Source organism: Limnohabitans sp., from assembly GCF_034680285.1.
Lineage (GTDB): Bacteria > Pseudomonadota > Gammaproteobacteria > Burkholderiales > Burkholderiaceae_C > Limnohabitans_A.
On sequence record NZ_JAXITC010000004.1, the window covers coordinates 171,312 to 187,640 of the forward strand.

Below are 16,329 nucleotides of genomic sequence, written 5' to 3' on the forward strand. Positions count from 1 at the left end.
ATTGAACACCAGCCCCGCGAGAATTCCATTGGCACTTCCACCACCCTCCCCCCGAAAACTGTCACATACGCGAACCGTGGTGTACCAAGGCTTTGACCGCGAAGACGGCCTGTGGGACATCGAAGCCCAACTGACCGACGTCAAGACTTTCGGCTTCCAGGTCCCCAACGAACGTCTTTTCCCCGGCGATGAGCCGATCCACAACCTGATAATCCGCGTCACACTCAACAACCAAATGGTGATCCAGGACATCGCCACGTCGATGGACGACATCCCGCACGCCGAATGCACTGGGGCACCACACAACATGCACAAGCTCATCGGCTGCACCATGGGCCCGGGCTGGCGCAAGACCATCAACCAACATGTAGGCGGCACCGAGGGCTGCACCCACCTGCGCGAAATGCTGTTCAACATGGCCACGGCCGCTTACCAGACCCTGCCTTCAGGTCAATGGCAGCGCCGCGAACTGGCGGGCCAACCTCACCCCGAAATGACCCAAGCGCCTTATTTCTTGGGCCAATGCCACAGCTGGGCCTACGACAGCCCGACGGTACAAAGGGCCTATCCGATGTTTTTCAAGCCAAAAGCGACAGAGACACCGGGGAACTGAGCAGTTTCTCGCCTGCGATAATCTGCCACTTCCAAAGCGCATCTGCGCTTTTCTTTTTCACAGCCTCTGGATCTACACCATGAACCGCTGCACTTTGGCCCTTTCAGGGCGTGCTTTACTTTGGCGTGCTTTGCTTTGCCTTGACTTCATCACCTCCGTGAACGCCGTGGAGGCCGCATGAGCAAGAAGGTCTTCATCAAAACATTTGGCTGCCAGATGAACGAGTACGACTCGGACAAGATGGCCGATGTGCTGGGCGCGGCCCAGGGCTATGAGCCCACACAGGACGTGGACGAGGCCGATTTGATCTTGTTCAACACCTGCTCGGTGCGCGAGAAGGCACAAGAAAAAGTGTTCAGCGATCTGGGTCGGGTGCAGCACCTGAAAGCCAAGGGCGTGCTGATTGGCGTGGGCGGCTGCGTGGCCAGCCAAGAAGGCGCCGAGATCATCAAGCGTGCACCTTATGTGGACGTGGTGTTTGGCCCGCAGACCCTGCACCGCCTGCCCGAATTGCTGAACGAGCGCGAGCGCAAGCAGCGCCCGCAAGTCGACATCAGCTTCCCCGAGATTGAAAAGTTTGACCACCTGCCGCCCGCCAAGGTGGAAGGCGCGACCGCCTTTGTCTCGATCATGGAAGGTTGCAGCAAATATTGCAGCTACTGCGTGGTGCCTTACACCCGGGGCGAAGAAGTCTCTCGCCCGTTTGACGATGTGCTGGTCGAAGTGGCCGGGCTGGCCGCGCAGGGCGTGAAAGAGATCACGCTGCTGGGCCAGAACGTGAACGCTTACCGGGGCAAGATGGGCGGCACCGCAGACATTGCCGACTTTGCGCTGCTGCTGGAATACGTGGCCGACATGCCGGGCATCGAGCGCATCCGCTACGTGACCAGCCACCCCAACGAATTCACCCAGCGCTTGATCGACGCGTACGAAAAGATTCCCAAACTGGTGAGCCATTTGCACTTGCCGGTGCAGCACGGTTCGGACCGCATCTTGATGGCCATGAAGCGCGGTTACACCGCCATGGAATACAAGAGCACGATCCGCAAGCTGCGGGCGATCCGCCCCGACATGTCGCTCAGCAGCGATTTCATCGTGGGCTTCCCCGGCGAGACCGAGGACGACTTCAACAAGATGATGAAGCTGATCACCGACGTGGGTTTTGACACCAGCTTCAGTTTCATCTTCAGCCCCCGCCCAGGCACGCCTGCGGCCAACCTGCACGACGACACGCCTCACGCCGAAAAATTGCGCCGCCTGCACCACTTGCAAGCGACCATCGAAGAGAACGTGCAGCGCATTGGCGACAGCCGCGTGGGCACTGTGCAGCGCATTCTGGTGGAGCGTCCTTCACGCAAAGACGCGACCGAGCTGGCGGGCCGCACCGAGTGCAACCGGGTGGTCAACTTCCCCGGTGGCCCCAACATGGAACGCCTGATCGGTCAGATGGCCGATGTGCGCATCACCCAAGGCCTGTCCCACTCGCTGCGCGGCGAGTTGGTGATCAAGAATTGAGAGGTGTGGGAGGCTGCCCCTGCGGCCGAATGTGTACTGAGCCTTTACAAACATTCGCGAGCGGGGGCTCGCTCCTACAAAAAAGCCCGAGGATCAGGATTCGCGCCCGACTTCGCGGATGTATCTGCGGTAATCTCCGTGCGGGATGGGCGTGCAGCCCTCAACCGGGCGGTTGTAAACATAGGTCTGCAACTGCTGGCCTTTCAGCGGGCCGTCGACCACCGTGACCAACTCTCGCCAGTATTGGGATGCAGCGCGGTCGCCGGGCACCATGGCTTCGACCTCGTCCAGCCGAGCCAGGTGCGCATCGTCGACTTCATAAACTTCGCCCGTGACGAGGCCATCGCCCGGAAGAAAACCGGGGTAACGGCCCACGTCGACCAAGCGGCCAGGCACTTTGGCCGCACCAATAAATCGGGCGCCGTGCATTTCGGCCTCGAGGCGTAAACCGGGCATCAGGGTGCCGTAGATGAAAAGTGCATGTGTCATGCCTGGGATTCTGCGACAAGGTGGATGTGTTTGACAGCCACCCATTTGACAGGCATCAAGCAGCGCTGCGCCTGTCACCTGTTGGCGGGAGCCCCCGACACTGCGGTTTAAACTGATTGCCAAGAGATACGCGTGCCCCGACAAAATGTGCACGCCCCACACGCCAAGACCCAGCCAGAGACGCAAATGAAAGCAGAACAAAACGAACTCATCACCCGCATCGGGCCAGGCACGCCCTGCGGCGCGGTCATGCGCCACTATTGGCAGCCCGTCGCCTTGGTGGACGAGTTCAACCCCGCTCTCGACCCGCGCATGGCGATTCGCCCTGTGAAGGCGGTGCGCATCTTGGGGCAAGACTTGGTGCTGTTTCGCAACGCGCTGAGCGACTACGGCTTGCTCGACCGCGACTGCCCGCACCGGGGCGCGGACCTGGCCTATGGCCGCAACGAAGGCGATGGCCTGCGCTGCCCTTTTCATGGCTGGAAGTTCGACGTGACAGGCCAGTGCATCGAAACCCCGGCCGAGCCCACGGGCAGCACGCTGTGCAAGCGGGTGCGCCAGCGCAGCTACCCGATCACCGAGCGCAGCGGCATTCTGTTTGGATGGTTCGGCCCCGAAGGCCAGACCCCGCCGCCGCTGCCAGGCATCGACGCTTTCAGCGCCCCGACCACCCACACCTTTGCCTTCAAGGGCCTGTGGCACTGCAACTGGCTGCAAGCCTTTGAGGTGGGCATTGACCCTGCGCATGCTTCGTACCTGCACCGCTTTTTCAATGACGAATCGCTGGAAGGCAGCTACGGCCGCCAGTTCCGCGGCGCGAGCGCGGGCGATGTGCAAGGCGAGCGCTGGCCCATGACGCGGGTGATGCGCGAGCTGGACCAGCCCGAGATTTCGTTTGAACCCACCGACGCGGGCATGCGGCTGACGGCCCTGCGCCCGATCAACGAGGCGCTGACGCATGTGCGGGTGACGAATGCGCTGTTCCCGCACACCTTTGTGATTCCGCTGTCCGAGAGCATGACCATCACTCAAATGCATGTGCCGGTCGACGACACACACACTTATTGGTATTCGGTGTTCACCAGCTTTGACGGCCCGGTGGACAAAGAAGCCATGCGCAATCAAAGGCTGCCCTCGGTCACGCTGCCCGACTACATCCCCAAAGCGGGCAAGCACAACCATTGGGGCTTCAACCCCGAAGAGCAAGTGGCGCGCACTTACCTTGGCATGGGCGAGGACGACATCAATGTGCACGACCAATGGGCCTGCGAGAGCATGGGCGCCATCCAAGACCGCACCCGCGAACACTTAGGCACCAGCGACAAGGTGATCATGGCGAACCGGCGGATCTTGCTCAAAGCCATCGAGACGGTGCAAGCCGGTGGCCTGCCGCCCGGCTTTGCACAAGACACAGTGGCCAGCCAGCGCATCGGCCCCGACACGGTGGACGGCATCGCCCCCAGTGGTCAGTGGCCGCAGTGGTGGCGCGAGGCCTGCGATGCCAAACGCCGCGGGGCACCGTGGGACGCAGCCCTGCCTGCGCATGTGGCGACGCCAGCCGACACGAGCGCGGCATGAGCTTTGCTGAACGCTGCGGCTTGCACAGCAGTGAACGTGAAACCGCTTGCGAACAGTTGTTACGGCAAGTGGAAGCCTCGGGCATCGAGCTGGTCCGACTGGGCTGGTGCGACCTGCACGGCGTGGTGCGCGGTAAGACCATCGTGGCCTCGCAACTGCGCAGTGCGCTGGCCAATGGCATCGGCATGGTCAGCACCTTGCTGCTCAAAGACAGCTCAGACCGCACCGCCTTCAAAGTGTTTGAGCCGGGCATCGAAGAGACCCTGCCCGGCTTTGCCGGGGCCAGCAATTTCACGCTCATGCCCGACCCGGCCAGCTGGCATGTTCTGCCCTGGACCGAAAAAACCGGCTGGCTGCGGTGCCAGCCCTATTTCGCGGATGGGCGCATCGTGCCGCTGGATTCTCGCCATGTGCTGCAGCAGGCCGTGAAGCGCTTGGCCGAGCGCGGCTGGCAGATGCGCTGCGGGCTGGAAGTGGAGTTCCACATCTACCGCCTCAAAGACCCGCTGCACGACGCAGACCTGGATCCAGACCGCGCCGCATGGCCCGGCCCAGCGCCCGAAGTCAGCCTGATCCACCCGGGCTACAACCTGCTGACTGAAGGCTGGTTTGACCGGGCCGAAGAACCGCTGCGCATCGTGCAGCGCACCGCCCAAGCGCTGGGCCTGCCGCTGATCTCGCTTGAAATTGAACTGGGTCCCAGCCAAGTCGAGGCGGTGTTTGACGTGAGCGATGTGCTGACGGCCGCCGACCACATGGTGCTGTTTCGCAATGCCACACGCCAGGCCCTGCGCCGCGCCGGTTACCACGCCACCTTCATGTGCCGCCCGCCGTTTGACCACATCATGTCGAGCGGCTGGCACTTGCACCAGTCAGTTTGTGAGTTGACCACTGGCCGCAATGTGTTCATGCGCGATGCCGCCGCACCAGGTGTTGGTTCGCTGGATGCGCGGCAGGTGCTAAGCAATGCGGGCGCAAGCTGGCTGGCCGGTCTGCTGGCCCACGCGCCTGCGCTCACGGCGCTGTGCACCAGCACCAGCAATGGCTACGGGCGTTTCAGGCCCAACGCCATGGCGCCGCAGTCGATTTTGTGGGGCCGTGACAACCGGGGCGCCATGCTGCGTGTCATTGGCGCACCCGGCGACAGCGCCACCCACATTGAAAACCGCTTGGGCGAACCAGCGGCCAACCCTTACCTGTACATGGCCTCACAAATCCATGCGGGACTCGATGGCGTGGACGCCCAGCTGCAAGCGCCGCCCGCCACCGAAACGCCCTACTCAGCGGGTGCGGCCACCATTCCAACCAGCTTGGCCGATGCGGTGCAGGCCCTGCAAAGTGATGCCGCAATGTGCCAAGCGCTGGGCCAGCCCTTTGTGGACTACTACCGCACCATCAAACAAGCCGAGCACCAGCGCATGGCGCAGGCCGAGGATGTGCAGGAATTCCATCGCCGCGAATACTTCGGGCGCATTTGACCCACTTTTGAATCAACGCACCAGACAGCGATGCACTGAACATGATCACGATCCACCTGCAGCCCCACGACCCCACTCAAGACGTGCACACCCTGAAAGCCCAGCCTGGCCAGAGCCTGATGCAGGCGGCGGTCGATGCGAATTTGCCCGGCATTCAAGCCGATTGTGGTGGGCTGCTGACCTGCGCCACCTGCCATGTGGTGGTGCACAGCGACTGGCAGGGCAAGTTGCCGCCCATGGGCAGCGACGAAGATGGCATGCTGGCCTTCACCGCCCAAACACGCGAGGTGGGCAGCCGCTTGTCGTGTCAGATTGAACTCTCGCCCGAATTGGACGGCCTGCAGGTCACGCTGCCCGCAAGCCAGTACTAGCGCGGCATGCCGGGGAAGCCTCCGCCGCCGCCCATCATGCCTTTCATGGCGCCCATGCGTTTCATCATCTTCATCATGCCGCCGCCGGACATTTTTTTCATCATGTCCTGCATTTGCTCAAACTCCTTGAGCATGCGGTTCACGTCCTGCACCTGAACACCCGCACCCGCAGCAATGCGGCGCTTGCGTGTGGCCTTGATCAACTCGGGTTTGCTGCGCTCTTTGGGGGTCATGCTGTGGATAATGCCTTGCTTGCGACCGATGTCTTTTTCGACCTTGTCCATGTCCATCGCTCCTGCTTTGGCCGACAACTGCGATGGCAATTTGTCCATCAAACTGGACAAACCACCCATTTGTTTCATCTGCTGGATCTGCGCCAAAAAGTCGTTCAGATCAAAGTTGCCACCGCTCTTGACCTTGGACGCCAGCTTTTGTGCGGCCTCCATGTCCACACCCGCCGTGACCTGCTCGACCAAGGCCACAATATCGCCCATGCCCAGGACACGGCCAGCGTGACGTTCGGCGTCGAACACTTCCAGTCCGTCGATCTTCTCGCTGGTACCCGCAAACTTGATGGGCACGCCGGTGATCTGGCGCACCGACAGTGCGGCACCACCGCGTGAGTCGCCATCGAGCTTGGTGAGCACAATGCCCGTGAGCGGCAAAGCGTCGCTGAACGCTTTGGCGGTGTTGGCCGCGTCTTGACCCTGCATGGCGTCGACCACAAACAGGGTTTCAACCGGCTTCAATTCGGCGTGCAGCGCCTTGATCTCGGCCATCAGGGCTTCGTCAATTGCTAGGCGGCCAGCGGTATCCACCAGCAGCACATCAAAAAAGTGCTTGCGGGCGTAATCGATGGCGGCGCGCGCGATATCGATCGGCTTTTGGTCGGGTGAGCTGGGGAACCACTCAGCCCCGGCCTGAGCGGTCACCGTCTTGAGCTGTTCGATGGCGGCGGGGCGGTACACGTCGCCCGAGACCGTGAGCACTTTCTTTTTGCGCTTTTCGATCAGGTGCTTGGCCAGCTTGGCCGTGGTGGTGGTTTTACCAGCGCCTTGCAGGCCCGCCATCAGGATCACCGCAGGGGGTTGTGCCGCCAAATTGATGTCCGACACACCCTCGCCCATGGTGGCGGCCAATTCGCAGTTGACCACGCCCACCAAGGCCTGGCCGGGCTTGAGCGAGCCCATGACCTCTTGGCCCAAGGCTTTGTCTTTCACGCGGGCAATGAAGTCGCGAACCACCGGCAAAGCCACATCGGCTTCGAGCAAGGCCATGCGCACCTCGCGCAGCATGTCGGCCACGTTCGATTCGGTGATGCGGGCCTGCCCGCTGAGGGTCTTGACGAGGCGTGAAAGTTTGTCGGTCAGGGCGGAGGCCATGGGGGAATCCAGAAATTTCAGGTCCAGCAAGTTGGCACCGCCCCAGTGGCGGCGCCTGAAAGGCTAAACTCGGTGTCATGATTTTAGCGAGTCCCCCATTTTGGATGCTGCCCGCCACCGTGCTGGCGGCTTTGGCCTATGGCCTGCCAGCCTTGGCGGGTGAACGTCTGTCCCACACGCAGGCACGTCGCCTGCTTGGGATAGCTTGGGCCGCCCATGCCGTGGCATTGTTGAGTTTGTTGGTTGGCCCTGTGCACTTTGGATTTGCGCCAGCGATTTCGGTGACCGCTTGGCTGGTGGTGAGCGCTTATATATTAGAGAGCCAGTTTTTTCCCAAATTCAAAGCCCGTTGGGCCATGGGCAGCCTGGGGGCCATCGCCGTTGTGCTGGCCTGGTTTTTCCCCGGCAGCCCCCTGTCAGCACAAGCCTCGGCTTGGCTGCCTTTGCATTGGGCTTTGGGTTTGTCTGCTTATGGCATGTTTGGTGCAGCCGTGGTTCACGCATGGATGATGACCCGCGCTGAACGGGACATTCGGCAAGCCCACGATGCCAGCAGTGGGGTGCCACTTTTGACACTCGAACGCCTCACCTTCCGTTTTGTGCTGGCCGGTTTTGTTTTGTTGACCGCCACCTTGGTCGCTGGCGTCTTGTTTGGCGATGCGTTGTATGGCCAAGGGCAAGGCCACTGGCGCTGGGATCACAAAACCATTTTTGCGTTGCTGTCCTGGCTGACCTTTGCCGTTTTGTTATGGGGCCGCAGCCAGTGGGGCTGGCGAGGTCGTCGGGCCGTCCGGGTGCTTTACATCGGCGCGAGTTTGTTGCTGCTGTCTTATGCAGGCTCCCGATTTGTCATGGAAGTTATGCTGGGGCGCATGGGATGAAATACTTGCTGATTTTGTTGCTGGTGTTGGTCGTCATTTGGGCCGTCAAGCGCGGTCGAGCCCCTAAGCCACCTCAAACGCCTGCAAAACCAGAGGACTCTGCGCCGTCCGAAATGGTCTCTTGCGCCCATTGCGGCCTCCACTTGCCTCAAGAAGAAGCCGTATCGGGTCAAAAAGGGCTTTATTGCAGCACCGACCATCGGTCTGCGGCACAAGACCGCAACCCGGTCTGAGTCAAGCGCACGGCACATGCCTTCCGAGCCCAATCTTGCACTTTGGCACCAAGGCTGGCACACACAAGCTCAGCACTTGAGGTCTCCTAATTTTGGGCCACGTCCTGACGGAGTTGGCATTGATTTGATCGTGGTCCATTCGATCAGCTTACCCCCAGGACAATATGGCGGTGATGCAGTACAGCGCCTTTTCACCAACCGGCTCGACTGGGATGCCCACCCTTACTTTCAAAGCATTCGTGGCCTGGAAGTGTCATCTCACTTCTTCATCAGGCGCGACGGTTCGTTTTGGCAATTTGTCAGCTGTGATGACCGGGCTTGGCATGCGGGTGCCTCTCAGTACAGAGGCCAAAGCAATTGCAACGACAATTCTGTGGGCATCGAACTCGAGGGCTTGGAGGGCGAAACCTTCGAGGATGCTCAATACCAGTCATTGGCCCAGTTGTGCCGAGACTTGAAGCACCACTACCCCATCGCGCATGTAGCAGGGCATGAACACATTGCACCGGGCCGCAAACTGGACCCCGGTCCCGGCTTTGATTGGTCACACCTTCAGAAACTACTGAACTTTCCAGCTCAGGCCTTCCCTGATCACTGAGTTTGACCGTCTGTCAAAAAAATTTGGACTGACCACGCCCGCTGTTTTGATCCGCCTTGGGCGGGAAATCCTCAAATACCCCAATCCAGACTTTCGCTTGCCATCAAGGCGCGCTGCAACAAAGTAGTTGGCAGGCCTGTACTGGCTTGAAACAACAAATTCAAATCCCATCAAATCAAGCGTTCCCAGCCATTTTTTCAGCAAGTGAAAAAGAGTGTCACAACGACGGCGCCAAGAATAATTTGTGGACGTCGCAAGAAACTGACAAAACTGGCCAGTACACTACCTGTAGTGGCTTGTGCAGATGTCAGACACCAGATATAGTGTCTCTTACAAATTTTCACAACTGCACAAAGCGCTGATTTGCGCGCTTCGCCCAGGCCTTAAGAACCGAAAAAAATCACATAAACGACCATGCAAACAGACCTGAACATCGCCACGTCCTCTCCCGCATTGATGCGCCAGCCAGAAGCAGCTGCCCACGGCACGCCCAGCCTGCAAGCGCTGGCCCATTACCAGATCATTCGCCGCAATGGCGGCGTTGTGCCGTTTGAGCCGAACAAAATCGCCGTGGCCCTGATGAAAGCTTTTTTGGCGGTTCATGGCACACAAGGTGCCGCCTCTGCCAGTGTGCGTGAAGTGGTCGAAGAATTGACCCAAAACGTGGTCCGCGCTTTGGTGCGTTCACGTCCTGGTGGCGGCACGTTCCACATTGAAGACGTGCAAGACCAGGTTGAACTGGGCCTGATGCGCAGCAGCAACCACGAAGTCGCTCGGGCTTATGTGCTTTACCGTGAGCGCCGCACGCAAGAGCGCGCCCAACACCAACAAGAAGCAGCGCCACAGCCCAGCGTTCCCAGTTTGCATGTGATCGATGGTGGCCAACGTGTCGCCTTGGACGTCGATTACCTCAAATCTCTCATGGTGAATGCCTGTGCCGGCTTGGGCAAAGACGTCAACCCCGAACCCATCGTGGCCGAAACCATGCGCAATCTGTACGATGGCGTACCGATGGAAGAGGTGTACAAAGCGTCCATCTTGGCGTCACGCACCTTGATTGAAAAAGACCCGGATTACACCTATGTGACCGCGCGTTTGCTGATGCACACCATCGCCAAGGAAATCCTGGGCAAAGAAGTTCCTCAGAGCCAAATGGCAGAGGCGTACGTCAATTACTTCCCACAATTCATCAAAAAGGGCGTGGACAACGACCTGCTGGACGAAAAACTCCTTCAGTTCGACCTGAAGCAATTGGCCGAAGCCCTCAAGCCAGAACGTGATCTGCAGTTCGACTACTTGGGCCTGCAAACCCTCTATGACCGCTACTTCCTGCACGTCCGTAAAACCCGAATCGAAATGCCCCAGGCCTTTTTCATGCGCGTTGCCATGGGCCTGTCACTCAACGAAATCAACCGGGAAGCACGCGCCATTGAGTTCTACGAAATCCTGTCGTCGTTCGACTTCATGTCCTCCACGCCGACCCTGTTCAACAGCGGCACCTTGCGCTCGCAGCTGTCGAGCTGCTACCTGACCACCGTGCCCGACGATCTGGGCGGCATCTACGACGCCATCAAGGAAAACGCCTTGCTGTCTAAATTTGCAGGTGGTTTGGGCAACGACTGGACACCCGTGCGCGCCTTGGGTGCCCACATCAAAGGCACCAACGGCGAATCGCAAGGTGTGGTGCCATTTCTGAAAGTGGTCAATGACACCGCCGTGGCGGTCAACCAAGGCGGCAAGCGCAAGGGCGCGGTTTGCGCCTACCTGGAAACCTGGCACCTGGACATCGAAGAATTTTTGGAGCTGCGCAAAAACACAGGCGACGACCGCCGCCGCACCCACGACATGAACACGGCCAACTGGATTCCAGACTTGTTCATGCGCCGTGTGATGGAAAAAGGCAACTGGACCCTGTTCTCGCCTTCCGACGTGCCTGATTTGCACGACCTGTTCGGTCTGGCTTTTGAAAAGGCCTATGTGGCCTACGAACAAAAAGCCGAGCGCGGCGAGATCAAACCGAGCAAAACCGTGCCTGCGACCGACCTGTGGCGCAAGATGCTGTCGATGCTGTTTGAAACCGGCCACCCTTGGATCACTTTCAAAGACCCTTGCAACGTGCGCTCGCCTCAGCAACACGTGGGCGTGGTGCACTCCTCCAACCTGTGCACCGAGATCACACTCAACACCAGCGACACCGAAACTGCGGTTTGCAACCTGGGCTCCGTCAACTTGTCGCGCCACTTGAAAGACAGTGCCAATGGCAAAGTGCTGGACCACGACAAACTGAAAAGAACCATCACGATCGCCATGCGCATGCTGGACAACGTGATCGACATCAATTACTACGCCGTCAAGAAGGCCCGTGACTCCAACATGCGTCACCGTCCTGTGGGCTTGGGCTTGATGGGCTTCCAAGACTCGTTGTACGAGATGCGCACACCGTATGCCTCTCAGGCAGCCGTTGAATTCGCCGACCAGTCCATGGAAGCGATTTGCTACTACGCTTACTGGGCCTCCACCGAATTGGCCAAAGAGCGCGGTCAGTACGCCACCTACAAGGGTTCTTTGTGGGACCAAGGCATCTTGCCTCTGGACACGCTCAAATTGCTAGAACGAGAGCGCGGTGGTTATGTGGAAGTGGACCGCTCGTCCACCTTGGATTGGGACTCGCTGCGCCAGAAAATTGCCAAGGACGGCATGCGCAACTCCAACTGCGTGGCCATTGCGCCGACAGCCACGATTTCCAACATCATTGGCGTGGACGCCTCGATCGAGCCATGCTTTGGCAACCTGTCGGTCAAGTCCAACTTGTCGGGCGAGTTCACCGTGATCAATGGCTACTTGGTACGTGACCTCAAGCGCCTCGGCCTGTGGGATGACGTGATGGTCATGGACCTGAAGCACTTCGACGGTTCTTTGCGCCCTATCGATCGCGTACCGCAAGAAATCAAGGCCTTGTACGCCACTGCGTTTGAAGTTGAAACCACTTGGTTGGTCGAGGCTGCAGCGCGTCGCCAGAAATGGATTGACCAAGCGCAGTCGCTCAACATTTACATGGCTGGCGCATCGGGCAAAAAGCTCGATGACACCTACAAGCTCGCTTGGTTGCGTGGCCTTAAAACCACTTACTACCTGCGCACATCCAGCGCTACACAAGTGGAAAAATCCACGGTAAATGCAGGCTCACACAATGCTGTGTCGTCCTCGGGCATGAATCCAGCAGAGACTGCGGCTGCCGCTGCACAAGCGCAAATGAACACGTCACCTGCCACCGACGTCAAGTTTGTGGCCATTGACGATGCCGGCTGCGAAGCTTGCCAGTGATTTGAAAAGCATTGCACTTTGCTGTGACAAGCTAAGTGCGATGCAATCGCACAACACTTCTCGTGTGTTCGCATCGAAATAGTGAATCGTTTCTTTGAATTTCTCACGCTTGCTTTCATAATTTGAGAACTGGAATTTTTTATGTTGTCCTGGGACGATCAAGTCAAACCTGCATCACCATCTGTGATGCCTTCTTTCACTGGCGCTGATGCATCCGCAGCGTCTGCCGCCGCATCTCCTGCAGCGGCTCCCCGCCGCATGAATGCCGCCGACAAACGCATCATCAACGGCCAGACCGATGTCAACCAATTGGTGCCGTTCAAATACAAATGGGCTTGGGAAAAATACCTCGCCACTTGCGCCAACCATTGGATGCCGCAAGAAGTGAACATGAACCGCGACATCGCCTTGTGGAAGGACCCGAACGGTCTGACCGAAGACGAGCGCCGCATGGTCAAGCGCAACCTCGGTTTCTTTGTCACGGCTGACTCTTTGGCAGCCAACAACATCACTCTGGGCACTTACCGCCACATCACAGCGCCTGAGTGCCGTCAGTTTTTGTTGCGCCAAGCCTTTGAAGAGGCCATCCACACCCACGCTTACCAGTACATCACTGAATCGTTGGGTTTGGACGAAAGTGAAATTTTCAACGCCTACAACGAAGTCAAATCCATCCGCGACAAGGACGAGTTCCTGATCCCGTTCATCAACGTGATCATGGAGCCCAACTTCAAGACTGGCACGCTCGAAGCCGATCAAACGCTGCTCAAGTCTTTGATCGTGTTTGCCTGCCTGATGGAAGGCCTGTTCTTCTACGTGGGGTTCACACAAATTTTGGCTCTCGGCCGCCAAAACAAAATGACGGGCGCTGCTGAGCAGTACCAGTACATCCTGCGCGACGAATCCATGCACTGCAACTTCGGTATTGACATGATCAACACCATCAAGCATGAGAACCCTCAGTTGTGGACAGCTGAATTCAAAGCAGAAATCAAAGAGCTCTTCCTCCACGCGGTGGAGTTGGAATACCGCTATGCCGAAGACACCATGCCACGTGGTGTGCTGGGCATGAATGCATCCATGTTCAAAGGCTATTTGCGTTACATCGCCAATCGCCGTGCCACCCAGATTGGTTTGGAAGCCCTCTTCCCGAATGAAGAGAACCCATTCCCCTGGATGAGCGAAATGATCGACCTGAAGAAAGAACGCAACTTCTTTGAAACCCGGGTCATCGAGTATCAAACCGGCGGGGCCTTGTCCTGGGACTGATCTTCTGAACACCCCTCAAATGCCCCCCCACTTCAAGCCATACTTGCCATTGCCTCCGGGCCATGGAGGGTATGGCTTTTCTGCGTTCATGGTGTTGAGGGATTCCTCAGCACCATGGATCGCTTTGTGCAATCCAACAAGCACCAAGCGTTCCCTTTCCGTTGAGTTCTCAACTTGATCAAGGAGAAAATCATGGCAACTGCAAAAAAAGTAGCGGCAAAAAAAGCTGCTCCCGCAAAGAAGGCCGTCGCGGCCAAGAAACCTGCTGCTAAAAAAGTAGCCGCAGCCAAGAAGCCTGCTGCTAAAAAAGCCGCTCCAGCCAAAAAAGCTGTTGCTGCCAAAAAGCCAGCAGCTAAAAAAGTAGCCGCTAAAAAGCCAGCAGCCAAAAAAGCCGCTCCAGCTAAAAAAGCAGCTCCTAAAGCCGTAGCCGCCAAAAAGCCAGCAGCCAAAAAAGCCGCTCCAGCTAAAAAAGCAGCTCCTAAAGCCGCAGCAGCCAAAAAGCCAGCAGCTAAAAAAGCGGCCGCCAAGAAAACAGCAGCCAAAAAACCAGCAGCCAAAAAGCCTGCTGTGAAAAAGGCCGCTAAAAAGCCTGCTGCAAAGAAGGCATCCAAAGCACCCGCTGCCCCCGCTGCACAAACAACGCTGAATCCTCAAGCTGCGTGGCCGTTTCCATCGGCCGCCAAGCCCTGAGTCAACATCGTTCGACGCACGTAGCGCAAAGCCCAACACTGGCAACAGTGTTGGGCTTTTTTATGGCCGCTCTTCAGCTACGCGAATGGTGGGTGAATCCGAGGGATCAGGGGTAAAAATTGACCAAGCGGTAACCCATGGGTTGCAAGCCTTCTGCCGGCAGCAGCTGAAGCTGGCCATTCCAGATTTGCCCAGCCTTCAAGGCAACGGGTGCATTTTGCTCTGTCGGCCGCAGAACCCTGCGAAGCAAGACCTTGTCCTGTGCATCCAGCCAAGTCAGCTCCAATGCAGGCATTTCCAACGTCTGTGTGGTCACGTTGCGTACAGACCAAATCAATGCCAAGCCCCCATCGCGAGGTGCCATGCTGGAGTTCTCAATCACAATGCCATCGCGCACCGCTGGCGGCAACATCTCGCAGCCCAGCAAGCGACAGGCCGCTTGCAAAGGTTGGGCGAAAGAGGGCTCTGCTGCCACCAACTGGTCACGTCCGGCGATAATCCATTGAAGCAGCAGTGCCAGCAACAGCCCCCAAGCCACAAGCCTTGGCCACCAAGACGATTTTTTAGGGGTCTGAGCGACAGGTTGATCCTCAGGCGCTGAGTTCGGTGACAACAAGTCGCCCAAAGGTACGCCAAAAACTTCGGGCGATGGCGCAGTCGCGGTTGTCGGCAGAGGCTGGGGTTTGAAGGTAGCCAAGGCTTCTTCAAAAGCAGCCACGGGTGTCTGTAAGGCTGGCTTGTCTTCGTGTTTGAGAAAATCGTCCAGGTCCACGCGCTCCGCTGAACCTTCAGTCAGCACAGAGGGCTTTGCGCCATCGTCTCCACCGGGCCAGGACAAGACCATGCCCGTGCTGTCAAAGGCTTGCTGGCAATGTCCACAACGCAACCAGCCTTGGGCTACTTTAAGCTGGTCAGGGACCACCTTGTAGGTCAAACCGCAAGCGGGGCAGCGGGTGATCCAACTCATGGCACTGTGAACCACATGACAGGACTTGCCAATGATCAGGACGACACTGGGGCTGAGGCAGGCGAAGTGGCCGTCATCAAAATCCAGCCATCTTCGCTGTCGGCCACTTCAAGGGAAATCCAAGGTGCGTAGGCCGCTTTGAGCTCGTCAGCTTGCCGCTCCAAAATGCCGGCCAACACCAAAGACCCTTGGGGTGCGACATGGGCACAAAGTAATGGCGCTAAAACCTTGAGGGGCGTAGCCAAAATATTGGCCAAAACCGTTTGGTAAAGGCCTTGCGCCTTGTCGGGCAACCCAGCTTGCAAGTGCACGTTGTTGGCCTGCGCGTTCAGCTCAGTGGATGTCACGGCCGCATCGTCAATGTCCACCGCATCGATTTGCGTGGCACCGTACTTGGCCGCTCCGATGGCCAAAATACCCGAACCACAGCCGTAGTCCAGCACACGTTGGTCTTGGACGCCATGCTGCGCAATCCAGCGCAGACACATGCGCGTGGTGGGGTGGGTGCCCGTACCAAAGGCCAAACCCGGATCCAAACGAATGATTTGCCGGGCCTGCGCAGGCGGCTCATGCCAAGTGGGCACAATCCAAAAATCAGAAGTGATTTCAACAGGCGCGAACTGAGACTGGGTCAAACGCACCCAATCTTGGTCAGCGACAGCCACAACGCCCAACATGCGGCAACCGTCAAAGAAGTCTTGCGCCTTCAGCAAGGCCACCGCTTCCTGGGCTTGAGCCTCTTGCGCAAACAGCGCCACCATGCGAGAACGTTGCCAACCGTCTTTGGGGGGCGGCATGCCGGGCTCACCAAACAAGGCTTGCTCGGCAGGGGTTTGGGCATCGGCATCTTCGACCGACACACTCAAGGCATCCAAGGCATCGAGCGCATCGCTCAGGAGATCAACCCGGTCTTCGGGGCACAACAAGCTCAGTTCAAACAT

The 16,329-nt window shown here is 58.3% G+C and carries 15 protein-coding genes; 11 read left to right on the forward strand and 4 right to left on the reverse strand.

Annotated elements, in window-relative coordinates; translation table 11 throughout:
• Positions 1-28: 28 nt before the first annotated feature.
• Positions 29-613, forward strand: coding sequence for a DUF2889 domain-containing protein (locus SWE17_RS05455; RefSeq protein ID WP_322992092.1), 585 nt, complete (start codon positions 29-31; stop codon positions 611-613).
• 177 nt (positions 614-790) lie between these two features.
• Entirely contained in the window at positions 791-2,128 is a 1,338-nt protein-coding gene (miaB, locus tag SWE17_RS05460) for a tRNA (N6-isopentenyl adenosine(37)-C2)-methylthiotransferase MiaB (RefSeq protein WP_322992093.1), read from the forward strand.
• Between the two features lie 93 nt (positions 2,129-2,221).
• On the opposite strand, the gene SWE17_RS05465 is transcribed toward miaB, so the two are convergent.
• Positions 2,222-2,617: a gamma-glutamylcyclotransferase family protein gene (locus SWE17_RS05465; protein WP_322992094.1), complete on the reverse strand. Its 396-nt coding sequence runs from the start codon at positions 2,615-2,617 to the stop codon at positions 2,222-2,224.
• A 186-nt stretch (positions 2,618-2,803) separates the two neighbouring features.
• Between SWE17_RS05465 and SWE17_RS05470 the strand changes: the two genes are divergently transcribed.
• Genes SWE17_RS05470 through SWE17_RS05480 form a run of 3 tightly spaced genes read left to right on the forward strand, consistent with a single transcriptional unit; the run spans position 2,804 to position 6,044 of the window.
• Positions 2,804-4,195 carry an aromatic ring-hydroxylating dioxygenase subunit alpha gene (locus tag SWE17_RS05470; RefSeq protein WP_322992095.1) on the forward strand — a complete coding sequence of 464 codons (1,392 nt, stop codon included), beginning with the start codon at positions 2,804-2,806 and terminating at the stop codon, positions 4,193-4,195.
• The gene (locus SWE17_RS05475; protein ID WP_322992096.1) at positions 4,192-5,673 is read left to right on the forward strand and encodes a glutamine synthetase family protein; all 1,482 of its coding nucleotides are present in this window, start codon (positions 4,192-4,194) and stop codon (positions 5,671-5,673) included. Before SWE17_RS05470 ends, SWE17_RS05475 begins: the two co-directional genes overlap by 4 nt.
• Positions 5,674-5,714: 41 nt before the next feature.
• Entirely contained in the window at positions 5,715-6,044 is a 330-nt protein-coding gene (locus SWE17_RS05480; protein WP_322992097.1) for a 2Fe-2S iron-sulfur cluster-binding protein, read from the forward strand.
• Here SWE17_RS05480 and ffh read toward each other — a convergent pair.
• Positions 6,041-7,426: a signal recognition particle protein gene (gene ffh / locus SWE17_RS05485; protein ID WP_322992098.1), complete on the reverse strand. Its 1,386-nt coding sequence runs from the start codon at positions 7,424-7,426 to the stop codon at positions 6,041-6,043. The two genes, SWE17_RS05480 and ffh, sit on opposite strands and share 4 nt — an antisense overlap.
• 77 nt (positions 7,427-7,503) lie before the next feature.
• Here ffh and SWE17_RS05490 point away from each other — a divergent pair, with 77 nt between their 5' ends.
• The 6 genes from SWE17_RS05490 (at position 7,504) to SWE17_RS05515 (ending at position 14,421) form a co-directional block, all read left to right on the forward strand.
• Positions 7,504-8,307 carry a cytochrome C assembly family protein gene (locus SWE17_RS05490; protein WP_322992099.1) on the forward strand — a complete coding sequence of 268 codons (804 nt, stop codon included), beginning with the start codon at positions 7,504-7,506 and terminating at the stop codon, positions 8,305-8,307.
• Complete coding sequence (locus SWE17_RS05495) at positions 8,304-8,540, forward strand: PP0621 family protein (protein ID WP_322992100.1); 237 nt, start codon at positions 8,304-8,306, stop codon at positions 8,538-8,540. Before SWE17_RS05490 ends, SWE17_RS05495 begins: the two co-directional genes overlap by 4 nt.
• Positions 8,541-8,556: 16 nt before the next feature.
• A complete protein-coding gene (gene ampD / locus SWE17_RS05500) occupies positions 8,557-9,138 on the forward strand; it encodes a 1,6-anhydro-N-acetylmuramyl-L-alanine amidase AmpD (protein ID WP_322992101.1) in 582 nt (193 codons plus the stop codon).
• 414 nt (positions 9,139-9,552) lie between these two features.
• Positions 9,553-12,462 (forward strand): ribonucleoside-diphosphate reductase subunit alpha, encoded by a 2,910-nt coding sequence (locus SWE17_RS05505; RefSeq protein ID WP_322992102.1) that lies wholly within the window; start codon positions 9,553-9,555, stop codon positions 12,460-12,462.
• A gap of 186 nt (positions 12,463-12,648) precedes the next feature.
• Entirely contained in the window at positions 12,649-13,731 is a 1,083-nt protein-coding gene (locus SWE17_RS05510; RefSeq protein ID WP_416234974.1) for a ribonucleotide-diphosphate reductase subunit beta, read from the forward strand.
• Positions 13,732-13,923: 192 nt separating this feature from the next.
• Complete coding sequence (locus SWE17_RS05515) at positions 13,924-14,421, forward strand: histone H1-like repetitive region-containing protein (protein ID WP_322992132.1); 498 nt, start codon at positions 13,924-13,926, stop codon at positions 14,419-14,421.
• 106 nt (positions 14,422-14,527) lie between these two features.
• Here the strand turns inward: SWE17_RS05515 and SWE17_RS05520 are convergent, their stop codons facing one another.
• Together SWE17_RS05520 and prmA are read right to left on the reverse strand one after the other, a co-directional pair.
• Positions 14,528-15,388 carry a zinc-ribbon and DUF3426 domain-containing protein gene (locus tag SWE17_RS05520; RefSeq protein WP_322992104.1) on the reverse strand — a complete coding sequence of 287 codons (861 nt, stop codon included), beginning with the start codon at positions 15,386-15,388 and terminating at the stop codon, positions 14,528-14,530.
• Between the two features lie 35 nt (positions 15,389-15,423).
• Positions 15,424-16,329, reverse strand: a complete 906-nt coding sequence (gene prmA / locus SWE17_RS05525; RefSeq protein ID WP_322992105.1) for a 50S ribosomal protein L11 methyltransferase — start codon at positions 16,327-16,329, stop codon at positions 15,424-15,426.